Annotated in this window: 20 protein-coding genes and 1 pseudogene; 8 read left to right on the top strand and 13 right to left on the bottom strand. The window is 62.7% G+C overall.

Translation table 11 applies throughout. The features are described from left to right. Together ACESMD_RS13260 and ACESMD_RS13255 are read right to left on the bottom strand one after the other, a co-directional pair. A partial coding sequence (locus tag ACESMD_RS13260) for a queuosine precursor transporter (RefSeq protein ID WP_372613909.1) occupies positions 1 to 356 on the bottom strand: 356 nt, incomplete at its 3' end. A gap of 181 nt (positions 357 to 537) precedes the next feature. Beyond that, the gene (locus tag ACESMD_RS13255) at positions 538 to 2448 is read right to left on the bottom strand and encodes a propionyl-CoA synthetase (RefSeq protein WP_372613907.1); all 1911 of its coding nucleotides are present in this window, start codon (positions 2446 to 2448) and stop codon (positions 538 to 540) included. 317 nt (positions 2449 to 2765) lie between these two features. Here ACESMD_RS13255 and ACESMD_RS13250 point away from each other — a divergent pair, with 317 nt between their 5' ends. Further along, positions 2766 to 3095: an ArsR/SmtB family transcription factor gene (locus ACESMD_RS13250; RefSeq protein ID WP_372613905.1), complete on the top strand. Its 330-nt coding sequence runs from the start codon at positions 2766 to 2768 to the stop codon at positions 3093 to 3095. Here ACESMD_RS13250 and sohB read toward each other — a convergent pair whose 3' ends face one another. Further along, the gene (sohB, locus tag ACESMD_RS13245; protein WP_372613903.1) at positions 3096 to 4139 is read right to left on the bottom strand and encodes a protease SohB; all 1044 of its coding nucleotides are present in this window, start codon (positions 4137 to 4139) and stop codon (positions 3096 to 3098) included. A 137-nt stretch (positions 4140 to 4276) separates the two neighbouring features. On the opposite strand from sohB, the gene ACESMD_RS13240 reads away from it, so the two are divergent. After that, entirely contained in the window at positions 4277 to 4591 is a 315-nt protein-coding gene (locus ACESMD_RS13240; protein ID WP_372613901.1) for an SCP2 sterol-binding domain-containing protein, read from the top strand. 66 nt (positions 4592 to 4657) lie between these two features. On the opposite strand, the gene nudC is transcribed toward ACESMD_RS13240, so the two are convergent. Genes nudC through ACESMD_RS13220 form a run of 4 tightly spaced genes read right to left on the bottom strand, consistent with a single transcriptional unit; the run spans position 4658 to position 7472 of the window. Beyond that, positions 4658 to 5431, bottom strand: a complete 774-nt coding sequence (gene nudC, locus ACESMD_RS13235) for an NAD(+) diphosphatase (RefSeq protein WP_372613899.1) — start codon at positions 5429 to 5431, stop codon at positions 4658 to 4660. Then, on the bottom strand, positions 5431 to 6183 hold the full coding sequence (gene dnaQ, locus ACESMD_RS13230; protein ID WP_372613897.1) for a DNA polymerase III subunit epsilon: 753 nt from the start codon (positions 6181 to 6183) through the stop codon (positions 5431 to 5433). The genes nudC and dnaQ overlap by 1 nt, the downstream gene beginning before the upstream one ends. Positions 6184 to 6193: 10 nt before the next feature. Then, positions 6194 to 6691, bottom strand: a complete 498-nt coding sequence (gene rnhA, locus ACESMD_RS13225; RefSeq protein ID WP_372613895.1) for a ribonuclease HI — start codon at positions 6689 to 6691, stop codon at positions 6194 to 6196. After that, positions 6684 to 7472 carry a class I SAM-dependent methyltransferase gene (locus ACESMD_RS13220; protein WP_372613893.1) on the bottom strand — a complete coding sequence of 263 codons (789 nt, stop codon included), beginning with the start codon at positions 7470 to 7472 and terminating at the stop codon, positions 6684 to 6686. The genes rnhA and ACESMD_RS13220 overlap by 8 nt, the downstream gene beginning before the upstream one ends. 113 nt (positions 7473 to 7585) lie before the next feature. On the opposite strand from ACESMD_RS13220, the gene gloB reads away from it, so the two are divergent. The 6 genes from gloB (at position 7586) to ACESMD_RS13190 (ending at position 15399) form a co-directional block, all read left to right on the top strand. Beyond that, a complete protein-coding gene (gene gloB, locus ACESMD_RS13215) occupies positions 7586 to 8353 on the top strand; it encodes a hydroxyacylglutathione hydrolase (protein ID WP_372613891.1) in 768 nt (255 codons plus the stop codon). 80 nt (positions 8354 to 8433) lie between these two features. Further along, positions 8434 to 9633 carry a transglycosylase SLT domain-containing protein gene (locus ACESMD_RS13210; RefSeq protein WP_372613889.1) on the top strand — a complete coding sequence of 400 codons (1200 nt, stop codon included), beginning with the start codon at positions 8434 to 8436 and terminating at the stop codon, positions 9631 to 9633. A 110-nt stretch (positions 9634 to 9743) separates the two neighbouring features. Beyond that, positions 9744 to 11579, top strand: a complete 1836-nt coding sequence (locus tag ACESMD_RS13205; RefSeq protein ID WP_372613887.1) for an extracellular solute-binding protein — start codon at positions 9744 to 9746, stop codon at positions 11577 to 11579. Positions 11580 to 11647: 68 nt separating this feature from the next. Continuing rightward, positions 11648 to 12721: a microcin C ABC transporter permease YejB gene (locus ACESMD_RS13200; protein WP_372613885.1), complete on the top strand. Its 1074-nt coding sequence runs from the start codon at positions 11648 to 11650 to the stop codon at positions 12719 to 12721. Between the two features lie 4 nt (positions 12722 to 12725). Next, on the top strand, positions 12726 to 13820 hold the full coding sequence (locus ACESMD_RS13195; RefSeq protein WP_372613883.1) for an ABC transporter permease: 1095 nt from the start codon (positions 12726 to 12728) through the stop codon (positions 13818 to 13820). After that, positions 13813 to 15399, top strand: coding sequence for an ABC transporter ATP-binding protein (locus ACESMD_RS13190; protein WP_372613881.1), 1587 nt, complete (start codon positions 13813 to 13815; stop codon positions 15397 to 15399). Before ACESMD_RS13195 ends, ACESMD_RS13190 begins: the two co-directional genes overlap by 8 nt. A gap of 52 nt (positions 15400 to 15451) precedes the next feature. Here ACESMD_RS13190 and ACESMD_RS13185 read toward each other — a convergent pair whose 3' ends face one another. The 6 genes and pseudogenes from ACESMD_RS13185 to ACESMD_RS13160 form a co-directional block, all read right to left on the bottom strand. After that, entirely contained in the window at positions 15452 to 15790 is a 339-nt protein-coding gene (locus tag ACESMD_RS13185) for a SaoD/DsrE family protein (RefSeq protein WP_372613879.1), read from the bottom strand. Further along, a complete protein-coding gene (locus ACESMD_RS13180) occupies positions 15787 to 16158 on the bottom strand; it encodes an iron-sulfur cluster assembly scaffold protein (protein WP_372613877.1) in 372 nt (123 codons plus the stop codon). Before ACESMD_RS13180 ends, ACESMD_RS13185 begins: the two co-directional genes overlap by 4 nt. 32 nt (positions 16159 to 16190) lie before the next feature. After that, positions 16191 to 16908: pseudogene (locus ACESMD_RS13175) on the bottom strand (ABC transporter permease). A gap of 68 nt (positions 16909 to 16976) precedes the next feature. Continuing rightward, complete coding sequence (locus tag ACESMD_RS13170) at positions 16977 to 17507, bottom strand: ABC transporter ATP-binding protein (protein ID WP_372613875.1); 531 nt, start codon at positions 17505 to 17507, stop codon at positions 16977 to 16979. Continuing rightward, positions 17504 to 17707 (bottom strand): hypothetical protein, encoded by a 204-nt coding sequence (locus ACESMD_RS13165; protein ID WP_372613873.1) that lies wholly within the window; start codon positions 17705 to 17707, stop codon positions 17504 to 17506. The genes ACESMD_RS13170 and ACESMD_RS13165 overlap by 4 nt, the downstream gene beginning before the upstream one ends. Next, positions 17679 to 18350: an ABC transporter substrate-binding protein gene (locus tag ACESMD_RS13160; RefSeq protein WP_372613911.1), complete on the bottom strand. Its 672-nt coding sequence runs from the start codon at positions 18348 to 18350 to the stop codon at positions 17679 to 17681. Before ACESMD_RS13160 ends, ACESMD_RS13165 begins: the two co-directional genes overlap by 29 nt. Positions 18351 to 18723 lie beyond the last annotated feature (373 nt).

Here is an 18723-nt window from a genome sequence, read left to right as displayed (position 1 = left end):
TAGGCCATGAAACTCGCCACCGCGATGCGGGCCACGAAGAGGTTCCAGTCACCGAGCCCGGCCAGACCGACATAGCTACCCTGAGGGAAGATGACCGAGATGACATAGGAGATCACCAGGGCGGGCAGCATCACCCGCATCACGATGGCCCTGGCCGGTTCCTTGCCGAAGAGTCGAACGGTCAGGTCGGTGGCAAGGAAGATGAAGGGGAAACTGAAGGCACCCCAGGTGGTATGGAAGCCGAACAGGGTAAAGGGCAACTGAACCAGATAGTTGCTGGCCGTGATCACCAGGATATGAAAGCCGACCAGGAGGATCAGGCAACGGCGGTACTGGGGTTCAGAGAGCACGAACATCGTGGCAACCTTTTTTTCAGAGGGGTGAGGGAACCCTCGTGGACGAGATGCCCGGGGCCGGGCGAGAAGACGGGGATTATACGGTGTGGTCAAGCAGTTGACCATGCCAGGGACGGCGTGAGACCGCCACGGCTATCACCTTCGAGGAAAGGCGATAGCCGGGCGATGGAAGCTTGAGATATCAAAGCTGCCGAGCGTCATGGGCAGTACCCAGGGAGCGCTTCATCATGGCCTCATGGACATCTTGCAGGCTGGCGGGGTCATCGATGGTGGATGGCACCGAGTATTCCTTGCCGTCGGCGATATGACGCAACAGCTTGCGCAGGATCTTGCCGGACCGGGTCTTCGGAAGCCGGTCGACCACCAGCACCTGCTTGAAGGACGCCACGGCGCCGATCTGCTCATGCATCAGAGCGATCAACTCCTGCTCCAGCGCCACCTTGTCCCCATCGAAACCATCCTTGGGAATTACCAGCCCCACGGGCACCTGACCCTTCAGGGCATCATGAATACCGATCACGGCACATTCCGCCACGGCCGGATGCGACCCCACGACTTCCTCCATCTCTCCCGTGGAGAGGCGATGTCCGGCGATATTGATGACGTCATCGGTGCGGCCCATGATGAAGAGATAGCCGTCTTTGTCGAAGTATCCTCCGTCGCCGGTCTGGTAATAGCCGGGGAAGGCGGCCATGTAGGCAGAGAAGAAACGCTCGGGATCCCGCCAGACGCCTGCCAGACAGCCCGGCGGCATGGGTTGCTTGATGACCACACTGCCCTGCTCCATGGCGGCTGCGTGGTTACCCTCCTGATCGAGAATCTGCACATTGAAACCCGGAACCGGAAAGGTCGCCGATCCCGCCTTGGTGGGCCAGGACTCCAGCCCATGCAGGTTGGCCGCAATCGGCCAACCTGTCTCCGTCTGCCACCAGTGATCGATGACCGGCACCTCCAGCAGGTCATCGAGCCAGTGGAAGGTCGGGGGATCCAGCCGTTCCCCCGCCAGGAAGAGGGCCTTGAGACAGGAAATGTCGTAGTCCTGGAGCAATCTGGCGTCCGGATCCTCCTTCTTCATGGCGCGAAAGGCCGTGGGTGCCGTGAAGAAACTCTTGACACCATACTCTTCGATCAGTCGCCAGAAGGCCCCGGCATCGGGGGTACGCACCGGCTTTCCCTCATAGACGAGGGTGGTACAGCCCCGCAGCAGGGGGGCGTAGACGATGTAGGAATGCCCGACCACCCAGCCGACATCCGAGGCCGAGAAGAACACCTCTCCGGGTGCCATGTCATAGATGGTCTCCATGGAATAATACAGCGCCACGGCATAGCCACCGGTATCCCGAACGACGCCCTTGGGTTTTCCCGTGGTGCCGGACGTGTAGAGGATATAAAGGGGATCGCTTCCCTTCACCGACACACAATCCGCCGGTCTGGCGGCCTCGATCAGCGTGTCCCAGTCGTGGTCGATGGCGCCCATCTCGGCCGGCATTTGCTCTCGCTGAACTATCACGCAGGCGTCTGGCTTGTGGGCACTCTGCGAGATGGCCTGGTCAATGATCGGCTTGTAGGCAATCACCCTGTCAACCTCTACACCGCAGGACGCGGCCACCACCACCCGGGGTTCGGCATCATCGATACGCATGGCCAGCTCATGGGGAGCGAAGCCACCGAACACCACCGAATGCACTGCCCCGAGTCGTGCGCAGGCATACATGGCGATCAGGGCCTCCGGCACCATGGGCATGTAGATGACCACCCGATCCCCTTTCTCGACACCCAGGCCCTGGAGGGCGCCGGCGAAAAGCGCGACCTGGTCGCGCATTTCGGTGAAGGTGATGGTGCACTTGTTTCCGGTGACCGGGGAATCCCAGAAGATCGCCGGCTGATTTCCCTGCCCCTGGTCGACATGATGATCGAGGGCGGCATGGCAGATATTGAGTTCACCGTCCACGAACCAGCGAGCATGGTTGGCTTCATCGTATTCGAGAACCCTTGTCGGAGGGGTGAACCAGGGAATTCGCCGAGCCTGTTCGGCCCAGAATTCCTCGGGGTGGTCGAGGGAGCGTTGGAATTCGTCGTGATAGCGGCTCATGGGGCGTCCTTTGCGGGTCGAGTGAGATCAAGGATTGTTGACACTGTAGAGGAGTTTTACGGCGATGGCGTCAGACTATCGGCTAATTTGCGACAAAAGATGAAGAGAATGGCGGCATATTGTCGACAATATGCCGTGACAGACGAGTCAGTCCGCGAGTGGCGTGAGCCTGGCAGGAAATCGTCACTTGGCGTGGCCGCGGGTTGGTCTATGATTTATTGAGAATAAAGTAAAACAGCAAGATCGCGGGTCCGATCCACTGTGGCGAGACATTCTCGCCCGGGCATCTCCCGTCGACATTCCTGCAGGGGGTCCTGATGAGCACCAAGAACACGATTGCATCGCACTTGCTCGGTGGCGGAGATCCGGTTATCGACCAGGCGACGGCCCTGCTCAAGGCCATGGCCAATGACAATCGCCTGCGCATCCTGTGCCTCCTGGAAGGCACGGAACTGTCGGTGACCGAACTCAACCAGCGACTGAGTTTGAGCCAGTCCGCCCTTTCCCAGCACCTCGCGATCCTGCGTCGGGAAGGACTGGTCCAGACGCGCCGTGCCTCTCAGACCATCTATTATTCCCTGAATGGCAACCATGCCCCCACCATCATTCAGGCATTGAGTCGTATCGGCTTCGATGAGGCCGGCTGATCAGCGTTTCTGCCAACGGCTGTTTTCCAGAACCTCTAGCCCCCGTGCAACGGCCGCTTCGACACCCCGCGAGATAGCCAGACCAAGGCGATTCCCGAGGCGCTGCTTGGGCTCGAGCCTGAGGCTGATCACGCGTGCCTCCTTCATGCGCTCGACGAGATAGGCTTCACTGGTCCCCAGGGCATCGATGAGACCCTTGGCCAGCGCCTGGGTGCCATACCAGATCTCCCCCGTCGCCACCGCCTCGACGTCCAGGTCGGGACGCCGGGTCGCGACATGCTGCTTGAACAGTGCATGGGTGGATTCCAGGTCGTCGAGAAACTTGTCCCGCCCTTCCTGGGTATTTTCACCAAAGACGGTGAGGGTCCGTTTGTAGCGTCCGGCGGTGAGCAACTCCACGTCGATATCATGACGCTTAAGGAGGCGGTGGATATTCGGCAGCTGCGCCACCACGCCGATGGAGCCAAGCACGGCGAAGGGAGCCGCTCGCAGCTGGTCCGCGCCACAGGCCATCAGGTAGCCCCCGCTGGCCGCCACCTTGTCGATACATACGGTCGTCGACAGGCCGGCCTCGCGCAGGCGATCCAGCTCGGTAGCAGCAAGACCATAGGAATGCACCAGGCCACCGGCGGACTCCAGACGAACCACGACCTCATCCTGGTCCCCGGCGGCATTCAGTACCGCCGATACCTCTTCGGCCAGGCGGCCGGTGCCGCTCGCACGGATATCACCATGGAAGTCCAGCACCCAGACAACCGGGGGTGTCGGATCCTCATCATTCTTGCGACCCCGCTTGCCCTCGGCCTTGTCTTCGCTACGAAAGCCCTTGAGCATGCGCTTGCGCGCACCGGGCGGCTTGGCGGCCATCATCATGCGTCGCCGCCGGTATCGACGGTTATCGTTCAACTCCTCAAGACGCAGACGGGGGCGGTCGCCAGATTCGTTCTTCATTCGTATGACAAGGGCGACCACCAGCCCCAGAATCAGCACCAGACTCAGGACCTGGGCCAGGAACATGCCAAACTCCGTTAACCATTCGTTCACCGGATTCTCCTCTTTCAGGGGCGGTATCACCGCACCCAAGCGAAACATGACGGCAAAGCGGCCACAAATCTTGAAGGCCGCCAACCCATTCCCTATGCTCGCATCGAACCATGCCCTCGATGCCACAAGGATTGACGATGCCCCCCTCCCTGCTCGACAAGCTTCACTCCCGATTCGACCTCGAGGCCGCTCGTGGCATGGATGAGGTCTTCCAGTTCCATTTCAGTGATGCCGACAGCCACTACCTGATCATCAAGGACGGCAGCCTTGCCGTCGAGAAAGGCGAACATGCCTCGCCCTCCGTCTCGCTGAGCATGAGCACCGAGACACTCAAGGGGGTCATGAGCGGAGAGATCAACGGCATGAGTGCCCTGATGTCCGGCAGCCTCCAGGTGACCGGCAACCCGATCCTGGCCACGCGTCTCAAGAGCCTCTTCTCCCGGGGCGACTGATACTCGCGGAAATCGGCTGGGGCTGGGCATGCCGGCGGGCCAGGAATAGAAGTTGCTTCCGCGGTGTCAGGGCCTGGCACTGACCTCGGCCAGGTGAGTCCTGATCAGGGCACTGGAAATCGAATAGGGCGGCGGCAGCTGAGGCAATTGCCTGGGGGTGAACCAGGCGGCATCGACGATCTCCACGCCATCGATCTGGATCCGGCGGCTGGCGGCCTCGGCGAAATAGCCCAGCATCAGGGAATGGGGAAAAGGCCAAGCCTGGCTGCGGAAGTAACGTACACGCCCCACCGTCACGCCCACTTCCTCGAAGATCTCTCGACGAACGGCTTCCTCGGCGGACTCTCCGGGCTCGACGAACCCGGCCAGGGTGGAAAAGCGTCCTGCCGGGAATCGCGGACTGCGTGCCAGCAGCAGTGACTCGCCGTGAGTAACCAGAGTGATGATGCAAGGCGAGATGCGCGGGTAGTTGCGATGACCACAATCCTGGCAGTGCATGGCGAATTCGGTGCCCAGCCGGGTGGCGGGTGCACCACAGCGACCACAGAAACGATGGTTGCCGAGCCAGGCACCGACTTGCAGCGCAGTGGACAAGAGCGCGAATTGCGCTTCGGATAATCGCGACAACCACTCCCGGCCATCGGGCCAGTCATTACCCGGCTGAGCTTCCAGAGAGAGCGCAATCGGCAGATCTCCCCAGAAGCAGAGCGGCTGCATTTCCGGCGTCCAGGGTCTGGAGGCCTGGATGATGCCGCCGTCGGGCGCCGGGGCAATACGCCCTCCCGCAAGACGAATCACACCACCGCTGTCGGATGTCGCCGGCAACTCACGAACCAGCATCAGCTCGACACTCCCCGAGGATAGAGGGTGTCCCAGACACAGTCACCGGCCTCTTCGCGGATCCTGGCGAGCTTTGCCCCATGAGCCTCCCATTCGGCTTCAGTGGGTCTCAACACGCAGATCTGCCCTGGGGCGAGGGACAGGTGACTTATGGCCATGCCGCTCTCCTGGCTGTTGCCGCCTGCAGAGCCGGCCGAGGCATCCAGAGAAAGGGTCGTCTGGCCGCCGGTCATGGCCAGATAGACGTCGGCCAGGATTTCGACATCCAGCAGGGCGCCGTGCAACACGCGGTGACCGTTGTCGATCTCGTAACGCTTGCAGAGGGCGTCCAGGCTGTTGCGCTGCCTCGGATGCTTGTCGCGGGCAAGCTTCAGCGTATCGAGTATCCGAAAATGCTCGGCGACCGGGCCCAGGTGAGTTCCCTGGCGCTCGGCATTGAGTCGCTGGAACTCATGGTCCATGAAACCCACATCGAAGGGGGCATTGTGTATCACCAGTTCGGCCCCCTCGATGAAGGCCCAGAACTCATCGGCGATCTCGGCGAAACGTGGCTCGTCGGCAACACGCGCATCGGTGATGCCATGAATGGCCACGGCCTCGGTCTCGATCTCTCGCTCGGGGTTGATGAACTGGTGATAGGTCCTGCCGGTGAGGCGTCGACTGATCATCTCGACTGCACCGATCTCGATGAGACGGTGGCCCTCGCGGGGATCGATGCCGGTGGTCTCGGTATCCAGGATGATCTGGCGCATGCAAACCTCATCAACGGTTGTCGGTAATCTCGTCCTGTCGGGCACGCGTCAGGTGCGCGTTGATTGCCTGGTTGGCCAGGGTGTCCGCCCGCTCATTGCCTGAATGGCCACTGTGACCCTTGACCCAATGCCAGTCGATATGGTGTCGATGGGTCTCCTCGTGGAGTTTCCTCCATAGATCGGCATTCTTTACCGGCTGTCGTGCAGCGGTCTTCCATCCCCGCTTGATCCAGCCATGAATCCATTCCGTGATGCCCTTTCGCAGGTATTCGGAATCGGTCCAGAGCGCCACTCGGCAGGGGGGTTTCAATTCACGAAGGGCCATGATGGCCGCCATCAGTTCCATGCGATTATTGGTGGTAACGGCCTCGAAGCCCTTCAGGGGTTTCTCGTGGCTCCCGCTGACCAGTAATGCCCCCCAACCACCCGGCCCCGGATTGCCGCGGCAGGCGCCATCGGTGTAGATAGTTACCTCGGGAAGTGCGTCGGCCTGGCGGTGGTCAGTCACCCTCTGTCATCCTCTCCGTTTGATTCTCCTGATGCTGAGCCGCCAGTCGGGTGGCGCCACCCAGAGCGGTACCGGCCAGAGGGCGGGAAAATGTCATTCGAGAACCTTGAGTCTGAGCCAGGCGAGGCTTGCGATGGGCGTGGATCATATAGCTGTCACCCAGTGGCAGGTTATGCTGGCGGCCCAACGTCTCCAGCATGGCGTTGCGGGGCTGGCGGCCAGGCAGGTGGAAGCCGCAGTAGTCTACCCGTTCGATCTCGTAGTCGACAAATGCCAACCAGTCATTGAGTCGGCCGGGAGTTAGCCAGCGTCCCCGCCAGGGGATGTGCGTGCGACGTCCCGGCCAGACACGGGATATCGCGCCCGGGCCCAGGGGTGCCCAGCCGAAGATGATCAGTCGGCCATCCTCGGCAATGACCCGGGCGGCTTCCTGAAGCAGGTGATGAGGATCGGGGAGGACTTCCAGCAGGTGATGAATGACAACCAGGCTCAGGCTGTCATCCCCCAGCGGGAGGGCATCGGGTGGACAGACCAGGGTCGAGGCATGCTCGGCCAGTTCCCTGGTAGGCGCCCATCGCATGGCGTGACGCACCGGACACATATCGGCCAGGTTGGCCGTCATCCCGATCTCCAGGCTGTGGGCGCCGAAGACCCTTTCACAGACGGGTCCCAGGCAGGCCCTTTCGGCTTGCCATACCGCCCGTCCAGGAGGCGTAGCCCAGTAGCGGCGGCCGTCTCTGACCAGACGAGCCAGTTCAGTGGGGGATGACGAAGTTGACATGGGCAGTGCCTTTCCTCCAGTATCGCCGAATTTATCTCACCCGATCCAATTCACGGTAGCACCGTTAGTTCTTCACGGTAGTCGGGGCCAGTCATCGAATGCGAGGATCGAGAATGCTAAGCGTGACACCGATTCCTGCCCTAGGCGATAACTATATCTGGTTGATGCGCCAGGACACGAGTCCCGAGGTATGCGTTGTCGACCCGGGAGATGCGTCACCGGTCATCGACCTGCTCGAAAGAGAGTCCCTGAAACTGTCCACCGTGATCATCACTCACCACCATCAAGACCATACCGGGGGTCTCGGTGACTTGATAGAGCGCTATTCGCCTCGGGTTATCGGCCCTGACAACTCGGCGATTTCGGGGATCGACGAACCAGTCGTCCCGGGTGACGAAGTCAGGGTCATGGGGCGTCTTTTCGAGGTGATTGAAGGACCCGGCCACACCCTTGACCATCTCGCCTTCTTCGCCCCGGGGATTCCTCCTTTGCTGTTCTGCGGCGATATCCTGTTCAGCGCCGGTTGCGGCCGCCTTTTCGAGGGCACGCCCGCCCAGATGCATGCCTCCCTGAATCGCCTCCTTGAACTGCCGGACGACACCCTGGTCTTTGCCGGCCATGAGTACACGCAGGCAAACCTGCGTTTTGCCAGTGCCGCCGATCCCGACAATGGCGATGTCAAAAAGGCCATGGAGGAATGCCGCCGAGACCGGGAACTCGACCGCCCGACCCTTCCCAGCACCCTGGAACGTGAGAAGCGCATCAATCCCTTCCTGCGCTGTGATGACGCTGGCGTGCGCCGGGCTGCAGCCAGCCACGGCAATACCGACTCCAGCGAGGCGACCTTCGCCACCCTGAGAGCCTGGAAGGACCGTTTCTGAGCATTAACCGATAGACGCCTACCCAAGGGCCCGGTGACATCGCCGGGCCCTTCTGCGACAAGTAAAGAGGACCCGTATAGATGACCTACCACACGACACGTCGACGTATCCTGAGCTTCACCAGTTGTCTTGCGCTGATGGGGTCACTGATGGCCACCATGGGCAATAGCCAGGCCTCAACGACGCCCCAGCACGCCTTCACAGACGATTCGGCCGGCAATATGGCCCAAGAACCCAGGCTCCCCTCTAACCAGACATTCTGGGATGCCTTGGCCCTCGAGCCCAGGGACGCCTGGTCGCGCCTCGCCGAGGCCTTCCAATGGCAGGACGATGTCGATCAGGCCCGCGTCCAGCAGTGGATCGACCACTACCGCGAGAGCCCCCAAAACATCGCCGAGATCGCCGAGCGCGCCCGGCCCTGGCTCGCCTGGATAATCGAGCGAGTGGAGGAGCGCGGCCTGCCCGGAGAGATTGCGCTGATCCCCTTCATCGAAAGCTCCTTCGATCCCACCGCCCGCAGCCATCGCGGGGCGGCGGGCCTCTGGCAGTTCATGCCCGGCACCGGCCAGGCCCTGGGGTTGCGCCGCGGCGGTGGCTACGATGGCCGCCTGGATGTGGCCCGCTCCACCCGTGCTGCTCTGGACTACATCGAGATGCAGGCCGAGCAGTGGTATGAGAATGACATCGCGCTCTCCCTGGCCGCCTACAATGCCGGTGCCGGCACCGTGAATCGTGCCCGCCGCCTGGCCGTCTCCCGAGGGAAGGCCGGCACCTACTGGGACCTCGAGTTGCCGCGGGAGACCATGGCCTATGTCCCCAAGTTGATCGCCCTTTCGGCGATCGTCGCCGAACCGGATCGCTACAAGGTCACCTTGCCCCAGATCGAGGCCGCGCCGGCCGTCGCCGAGGTCCCGGTGACCCGGCCGCTGCAACTCGGCGAGGCGGCCAGCCTGGCGGGTGTCTCCCGCACGGCCCTGGCCGACCTCAATCCCGGCCTGTTGGGCAGCAATGCCGACCCTCGCCACGTCAAGCGTCTGCTGGTGCCCGCCGACAGTGCCGAGCGACTGGTGGCCCGTCTCAGCCAAGACTCCAGTCGCCGATCGGCCGCCGCCGCCAGTGGGGAGATCTATGTCGTCCAGCGTGGTGACAATCTGTCCTCAATTGCCGCAGCTCACGGCACCGGTGTCGATGAGATCAAGGACCGCAATGGCCTCTCACACGACATCATCCAGGTGGGTCAGGAACTGCGGATACCCCAGCGACGCCTTGCCTATCGCTGACCCGCCGCTTTCCGGTTCGATCTGTTGAAGAAGGTTTACAAGGCCGCAGGGGCCTGACATCTTAAGGCGGTTACTAAACCCCGTCGTGTCGGTCTTCAAGGATGTCATTGATGCCCTCTGTTCTACATTATCTGCTGCTCTTGACTCTGGTGGCGGCGTCCGTCTTGACCCCCGCTGTTGCCTCTCAAACCGAGGATGCCGACACCGTTCATGGCCTGGCGCTCTATGGTGAACCGGCGCTGTCGACCGAGTTCTCACATTTTCCACACGCCGATCCAGACGCCCCCAAGGGGGGCAGCCTGGTGCGTTCTGCCATCGGCAGCTTCAACTCCACCAACCCCTTCATCATCCGCGGCACCCCAGCCACCGGCCTGACCGAGATCTACGATACCCTGCTGACCCAGAACCCGGACGAACCCTTCTCGATGTATGGCCTGCTCGCCCAGGGCGTGCGTCTGGATCCGGACCGCCAGTGGATCGAGTTCGATCTCCATCCCGAGGCGATCTTCCATGACGGGGAACCGGTCACCGCCGAGGACGTGGTGTTCAGCTTCGAGACCCTGACCGAGAAGGGCCAGCCGTTCTATGCGGCCTACTACGCCGATGTCATCGAGGTGAAGGCACTGGATGAGGACACGGTCCACTTCGACCTGGCCGATAGCGAGTCCCGGGAACTGCCGCTGATCATCGGTCAGCTGCCGATCCTTCCGGCCCACTTCTGGGAGGGTCGGGACTTCGAGGCCACTACCCTGGACGCCCTGCTAGGTTCAGGGCCCTATCGCATCGCCGAGGTGGAGCCGGGACGGCGCATCATCTACGAGCGCGTCGAGGACTACTGGGGCCGGGACCTGCCGGTCAACCGGGGTCGGCACAACATCGGCCGGCTGGTCCACGACTACTATCGCGACCAGACCGTGGCCCTGGAAGCGTTCAAGGCAGGGAACCTCGACTTGCGCATCGAGAGCAGTGCCCGCAACTGGGCCACCGCCTACGACTTTCCGGCGCTGGACGAGAGATTTGTCAAGCGGCTCGAGGTGCCCGACGGCCAACCGGCGGGCATGCAGGCCTATGTAATGAACCTGCGGCGCGACAAGTTTCAGGACGCACGCCTCCGCGAGGCATTCAACCTGGCCTTCGACTTCGAATGGCTCAACCGTAACCTCTTCTATGGCGCCTACCAGCGCACCGAGAGCTATTTCGCCAACTCCGAGATGGCCGCCGAGGGCCTGCCGAGCGAGGCCGAGCTGACGCTGCTCGAGCCCCACCGCGAGGCATTGCCCGAGCGGGTCTTCGAGGAGCCACTGCCCATCGAGCATCCCGAGGAGATGCGTCCACGGCTGGCCAGGGCGCTCGAGCTGCTCAGTGAGGCCGGCTATGTGGTCCGCGACGGCAAGATGACTCACCTCGAGTCCGGGGAGCCCCTGCGCATCGAGGTGCTGCTCTATGACACCCAGTTCGAACGGGTGGTGCAGCCTCTCTTGCAGAACCTGACCAAGCTGGGAATCGAGGGGAGCATTCGCGTCGTCGACGTCAACCAGTACCTCAATCGGCTGCGCCGCTTCGACTTCGACATCATCGTCGGCAGCTTCCCTCAGTCAGCCAACCCGGGAAACGAGCAGCGTGATTTCTGGACCAGCGAGTATGCAGAGGTCCCTCAGAGTCGCAACCTGCTCGGACTCAGCAACCCGGTCATCGACGCGCTGGTGGACTCGCTCATCCGCGCCGACTCCCGCGAGGCGCTGGACACGGCCGCCCGGGCTCTGGACCGGGTGCTGCGCTGGGGTTTCTACGTGATTCCTCAATGGCACCTGGGCCAGACCCGTATCGCCCTGTGGGACAAGTTCGGCTGGCGGGAGCCCTTCCCCGAGTACAGCCTGGACCTGGCCGCCTGGTGGGTGGTCCCCGAGCGCGGGGCCGAGATCGAGTCCCGCCAGCGCAACCGTTGAACGGCACCGGTCGGCCTGCCTGGCCACCGGCCCGCCGGCTGCCATCATCCGTGGAATAAGGATACGCCGTGGCCGCCTATGTACTGCGCCGCCTGCTGCTGATGATTCCCACCCTGCTGGGGATCATGCTGCTCAACTTCATCATCGTCCAGGCCGCCCCAGGCGGGCCCATCGATCAGGTGCTGGCTCGCTTCCAGGGTCTCTCCAGCCAGGCCAGCACTCGCATGGAAGGCGGAGGCGGCGATGCCACGGCCAGTGGCGATTCCCGGGGTTCGCGGGGGATACCTGCCGAATTCATCGAAAAGCTCGAGACACAGTTCGGGTTCGACCAGCCGCTCCATGAGCGCTTCCTCGGCATGATCGTCGACTATGCCAGCTTCGATTTCGGCGAGAGCTTCTTTCGCGACAAGGCGGTCACCACCCTGATGCTGGAGCGGCTGCCGGTATCCATATCCCTGGGGCTCTGGACCACCCTGGTGGTCTACCTGGTGTCGATCCCGTTGGGCATCCGCAAGGCCCTGCACCACGGTTCGCGCTTCGATGTCTGGAGTTCCGGCCTGGTGATCGTCGGCTATGCCATCCCGGGTTTCCTGTTCGCCATCCTGCTCATCGTGCTGTTCGCCGGCGGAAGCTACTGGGATGTCTTCCCGCTGCGCGGCCTCACCTCGCCAGACTTCGACGAGCTTACCGCCTGGGGCAAGGTCAAGGACTACCTCTGGCACATTACCTTGCCGGTGATCGCCTCGGCGATCGGCAGCTTCGCGACCCTGACCATGCTGACCAAGAACAGCTTCCTCGACGAGGTCCACAAGCAGTATGTGCTGACCGCCCGCGCCAAGGGGGCCAGCGACCGACGGGTGCTGTACGGGCATGTTTTTCGCAATGCCATGCTGATCATCATCGCCGGACTGCCCGCCGCCCTGGTGGGGATCTTCTTCACCGGCTCGCTGCTCATCGAGGTGATCTTCTCCCTGGAAGGACTGGGCCTGCTGGGCTTCGAGGCGGTCATGCAGCGTGACTACCCGGTGATCTTCGGCACCCTCTATCTCTACACCCTGATGGGGTTGATCCTGAAGCTGATCTCCGACCTGACCTATGTGTGGGTGGACCCGCGTATCGACTTCGAGACACGGGAGTCCTGAACCGATGTCACTGCTCTCGCCCGATCTCTCCCCCATTACCCGCCGGCGCCTGGCGGTCTTCCGCGACAACCGTCGTGCCCTGCTTTCGCTGTGGTTCTTCGCGGTCCTCTTCGTGATCAGCCTGGTCGCCGAGCTGATCGCCAATGACAGGCCTCTTGTCATGCAGTATCAGGGACAGTGGTACCTCCCGGTGCTGGTGGACTACCCCGATACCGAGTTCGGGGGCTTCCTGCCCAGCCCCGCCGACTACCGCGACCCCTATGTGAGCGATGAGATCATGGCCAACGGCTGGATGCTCTGGCCACCAATACCCTTTTCCTACGAGACCCTGGACAGGGCACTTGACCACCCCGCCCCGTCGCCTCCCACGGCCCGGCACTGGCTGGGCACCGACGACCAGGGTCGTGATGTACTGGCCCGCGTGATCTACGGTTTCCGCCTTTCGGTGGTCTTTGCCCTGATACTCACCGCGGGGTCGCTGGTGCTCGGCGTGCTGGCCGGTGGCATCCAGGGCTACTTCGGCGGCAAGGTCGACCTGATCGGCCAGCGTGTTACCGAGATTTGGTCAGGGCTGCCGATGCTCTTCCTGCTGATCATCCTGGCGAGCCTGGTAGAACCCAACCTCTGGTGGCTGCTGGGCATCATGCTGCTGTTCTCCTGGCTGGGCCTGGTCGACGTGGTCCGCGCCGAGTTCCTGCGCGCCCGCAACCTGGAATACGTTCGCGCCGCCAAGGCCATGGGGCTGACCCCAAGGTTGATCATGTGGCGTCACGTGCTGCCCAATGCCATGGTGGCGACCCTGACATTCATTCCCTTCCTGTTCACCGGGGCCATCACCACCCTCACTGCCCTGGACTTCCTGGGCTTCGGCCTGCCGCCGGGTTCGCCGTCGCTCGGCGAACTCGTCGCCCAAGGCAAGAACAACCTCCAGGCCCCCTGGCTCGGCATCACCGCCTTCGTGACCCTCTCGGTGATGCTCTCGCTGCTGGTATTCATCGGCGAAGGGCTGCGTGATGCCTTCGATCCTCGCCACATCCAGCATGCCGACTCGTCCTCCACGACCCAGAAGGCTATCCCGAGGAGCCAGGCCGATGTCTGAGCCCCTGCTGCATCTGCAAGACCTGACCATCGCCTTCGGCGAGGTCACCGTTGTCGAACGCCTGTCGATCACGGTGAACCGCGGGGAGACCCTGGCCCTGGTCGGCGAGTCGGGTTCCGGCAAGTCGGTCTCGGCGCTCGGCGCCCTGAACCTGCTTCCCCCCAATGCCCGCGTCCAGGGTGGACGCCGGCTGGGCGACACCGACCTCGCCACCCTGTCCGACCGGGGCTGGCGAGGCTTGCGCGGCGGCCGGGTGGGCTTCGTCTTCCAGGAGCCCATGACCTCGCTCAACCCGTTGCACCCCATCGGCAAGCAGATCGGCGAGACCCTGCGCCTGCACCAGGGACTCACCGGCAAGGCCGCCCGGGCGCGCACCCGGGAACTGCTGGAGCAGGTCAAGCTGCCCCGTGTCGGAGAGCTGCTCGATGCCTGGCCGCACCAGATCTCGGGGGGGCAGCGACAACGGGTGATGATCGCCATGGCGATTGCCAACAATCCGGAACTGTTGATCGCCGACGAACCTACGACGGCGCTCGACGTCACCGTGCAGCAGGAGATCCTCGCCCTGCTCGCCGAACTGCGCGACCGGCACCGCATGGGCATGCTGTTCATCACCCACGACCTGAACCTCGTGCGCCGTCACGCCGACCGCATCTGTGTGCTCTATCAGGGCAAGGAGCAGGAGACCGGCCCGGTGGCCGAGGTATTTCACTCGCCAAAAAGTCCCTATACCCGCAGCCTGCTCGCTGCCGAACCCGAGGGTCGTCCCGGCCGCATAGCGGAGGGGGCTCCGCTCCTGGCGGCTCGGCGGTTATCGGTCAGTTTCCAGCGGCCCAAACGTCTCTTCTCCCGTCGACCACCCGCCTTCGAGGCCGTCAAGCCGATGGACATGCATATTGCCCCCGGCGAGACGCTGGGGATCGTGGGAGAATCCGGCTCCGGCAAGACCACTCTGGCCCTGGCCATACTGAGGCTGGCTCAGTGTCGAGGTGAGATCGACTTCGGAGGAGCGCGCCTGGATCTGATGACCGGCAAGGCCCTGCGTCGTCAACGCAGGCGTTTCCAGGTGGTGTTCCAGGACCCCTACGGCTCACTGTCGCCTCGCCTGCCGGTCTCGGAAATCATCAGCGAGGGGTTGCGCTTCCATTATCCTGCCATGGACAAGGCAGAGGTGGTCCGTCGCGTCCAGGCCACCCTTCTCGAGGTCGGGCTGCCGGCGGACTGTGCCTCTCGCTACCCCCATGAATTCTCCGGGGGACAGCGCCAACGTATCGCCGTGGCACGCGCCATCATTCTGGAACCGGAATTGCTGGTGCTCGATGAGCCAACCTCGGCGCTGGACAGAACCGTGCAGAAGCAGCTTGTCGAGCTGCTTCGTGGCCTCCAGGTCCGCCGGGGCCTGAGTTACCTCTTCATCAGCCACGACCTGGCCGTGGTGCGGGCCATGGCTCACCGCGTGGTGGTCCTCAAGGACGGCGAGGTGATGGAGGAGGGAGACTGCCTGCAGGTATTGCAGAACCCGCGTAGTGACTATACCCGAGCACTGCTGGAAGCGGCCGATCTGGACAGGGCGCGTTGAGGCCCTTACCCGCCATCCCTGCGCCTCGGACGACGACCGGCCGGATCCGATCCTAGAGAGTAATCACCTGATCCGGCATGTTGCCCGACAGCGCCAAATAGAGATCCGGGAAGCAACCGATGGGGACACCCGGCATCAGCCTGTCGGCGATCTCACGCTCATAGCAGCACTGGTCACAGCCCATGAGCAGCATACCGCTCTGCTCGGCCACGGTGCGCAGGCGTTCACCGATGGGGTTGCCATCCACCAGCACGTAGTTGTTGTCCTCGAAGAAGAACATGCCGACCACCTCGACCCCGTGCCGGCCTTCCTCGAGCTGGGGGAGAATCATCTTGGCGAGCGCATAGGAGACGTTGTGGCGCTGAGTGGCGAAAATATAGGCGACTTTCATTGAACAGCAGACTCCCGGGTGGAGATGGATGTCAGGATGGCGGCACGCAGTGCCGCCACGGCGAGGATGGCACGGTCATGCCGCAAGGCGGGAACACCCTCCAGCAGGACGACCAGACCGTCGGCAGTCATGGAGGGTGCCGCCGTCAGGGGCCTGCCCGCCTCGTGTTCGGCCAGGGCCTGGCAGTAGGCGACCAGCGTCGCACAAGGGGTGGACTCGAAGCGGATCTCGGCAATGATGCCATTGTGGAGGTCGAGGCTGAAGCGGGCTCGCAGGCCCTGCGGCGTCTCCACCCACTCACCGGTGACCGGAAGTGGAGAAGCACGCCGCATGCGCAGGCCTCGCTCCAGGCAGTCGGGCAGACGCAATGGTCAACCTTCCCTGTCACCACAGCAGCACATTACCGATACTTCCAGCGCAGCAGGTGGCGCTCCAGGGCACCAGCGAGTCCGAACAGCATCATGACGAACACCAGCACCAGGACGATCAGCGCAAAGGTCAGTTCGGCATTATAGGTGCTCTGGGCAAACGCCAGCAGATAGCCCAGGCCACGACTGGAGGCGACGAACTCGCCCACCACGGCGCCGGTGAAGGCAAAGCCCACCGCCACCTTGAGGCTGCCCATCACCCAGGCCACCGCTGAGGGTCTTCACACGCTCGACCAGGCGGGTATCCACGTCGCGAATACCGTTGTAGACGGCGAAGAAGGTGAGCACCACCACCAGGATGAAGGACAGTGCCACCTTGGAAGCGATGCCGATGCCCAGCCAGATGATGAACAACGGCGCCAGGATGACCCGGGGGATGGCATTGAGCATGGCCATCACGGGCTCCAGCAACTCCGCGACAGGACGCGCCAGAGCGGCGATGAAGCCGAGCAGCGCCCCGCCGATCAGGCCCAGGAAGAGGCCCAGCAGGGCGGCACCGAAGGTTGCCTGGAGGTGCTTGTAGATCTCGCCATCGATGAACAGCTGCGCAATGGAGCCGCCGATGGCCGAGGGTGGCGGTGCATAGAAGGGATCGACCCAGCCCAGAGCACTGATGCCCTCCCAGGCAAGCAGCACCAGGGTGAGCGCAGCGGTACGACGGAGTTGCAACCAGAAAGTCGCCTGATTCATTGATTGACCACCTTGAGTTCAGGCCGTTGGCGTATCGTGGGTGTGCGTACCTCGTCGGACAAGGCATCCTAGAGCTGGCGAGCGGTCCTCGAAAACTCGGGGTTTTCCTTGACACGCAGGAGCACGATGGCGTCCAGGGAGGCGAAGGGTTCATCCATCAGCAGGAGCTTGGGTTGCAGTGCCAGGACCTGAGCAATCGCCACCCGCTTGCGCTGGCCTCCCGAGAGTTCCCGGGGATAGCGGTCGCCGAACTGACCGAGTCCCACCGATTCGAGCCAATGCATGGCCTCCTGGCGAGCCTCGAGCTTGCTTCGGCCACGAATGCGCAGCCCCAGGGCGACGTTGTCCATGGCGGTACGCCACGGAAGCAGGGCATCATCCTGGAAGAGGAAGCCGATCGCCTTTCGCTTGACAGCCAGTGTCACCTCGCCAGCGGTGGGTTTCTGAAGGCCCATGACCGCACGCAGCAGAGTGCTCTTGCCGCACCCGGAGGGGCCGATGAGGCTGACGAATTCGCCTGAGGCGACCGACAAGTCGACATTCTCGACGACCGGTTCGGCCCCATAACTCATCTGCAGGTCACGAATATCCAGCATCATGACGCCAGGACGTCCGGACGAGCGATATCTTCCAGGATGACACTGCCACCGCGACCACCCGCCGCCTTCTGGACATCGATCACGCGTTGCATGACCTCGAGATCCAGGGTCACCTCGTGTGGGTAGAGCGACGCACGATAACGGCGCAGACTGTCAGCGACGAGTTCACGATCACCCCCGGTGATGATCTCCCGTGGCAAGGCATCCACCAAGGTTTCGGGCGCGGATCTCCTCACGGCGCTCCTCGATCTCTTCTCTACGCACGGCAACGCCCATGAATTCATAGGCACCGCCCAGGTACTCGTTGGCATCCTCGATATCCATGCCATTGACCAGCACCCGCGCACCGCGCTCCTGGAGCAGCGTAAGTGCCGGTTCCTGAACCATGCCGGCATCCAGCTGACCGAGGCGCAGGGCGTCATAGAGGTTGGTGCCGACGGTGGCGAATTCGACACTGTTCAAGTCAACGCCGGCACGACCGAGCAGGTAGCGCAGTAAGGCGTGGTCGGCGTTGCCCAGTGCAGACACCCCGAGGACTCGACCCTCGAGATCACCGACACTGGTGATCGACTCGGCATTCTCGACACTGGTCGCCAGGGCAAACAGCGGCAGGCGCCCGGTGGTCGCGACTCGGACGATGTCGGCGCCACTGGCGAAGGCATTCAGGGCGGCGTCGAAGGAGGTCGCGGCATATTCCACGGCACCACCATTCAAGGCCTGAATCGCCGCGCTTCCGCCGCGGGTGTAGACCAGTTCTACATCCAGGCCTTCTTCCGCGAAGAAACCGGCCGCACGCGTGGCCTCGTAGGGCACCACGCAGAGTAACTGGCTGCAGAAGGCCAGGCGGATTTTCTTGAGGTCCTGGCCAAGGACTGGCCCTGCCCCCCCCCCAGAGCAGCCAGCCCTGCGGCACTAGCCATACCCTTCAAAGAATACATGGGGTTATGCATATAACAAGAACCCCACTTTTATTGGTAACAGCTCTTTTTGGTAATAAACACTAAAGATAACGGTATAACTATCAGTTTATCGACCATGCTCTGGCATCAAACGTTGAGCCGCAACGCAGCCGGGTGCTCTATAATCCGTAAATCTCAAATCTAACTGCCCCGACATCATGCACCTGAAACTCTTCCTGTTGATCGGGGTACTGCTTTCTACCCTGCTCTCTCCTCAGGCGTCACTCGCCGAGGCTCGTGCACTCGATCTCGACCAG

The organism is Halomonas sp. (assembly GCF_041689495.1).
GTDB lineage: Bacteria > Pseudomonadota > Gammaproteobacteria > Pseudomonadales > Halomonadaceae > Halomonas.
The sequence above is the reverse complement of the archived record's forward strand: the minus strand, read 5'-3'. Positions and strand labels throughout refer to the sequence as shown.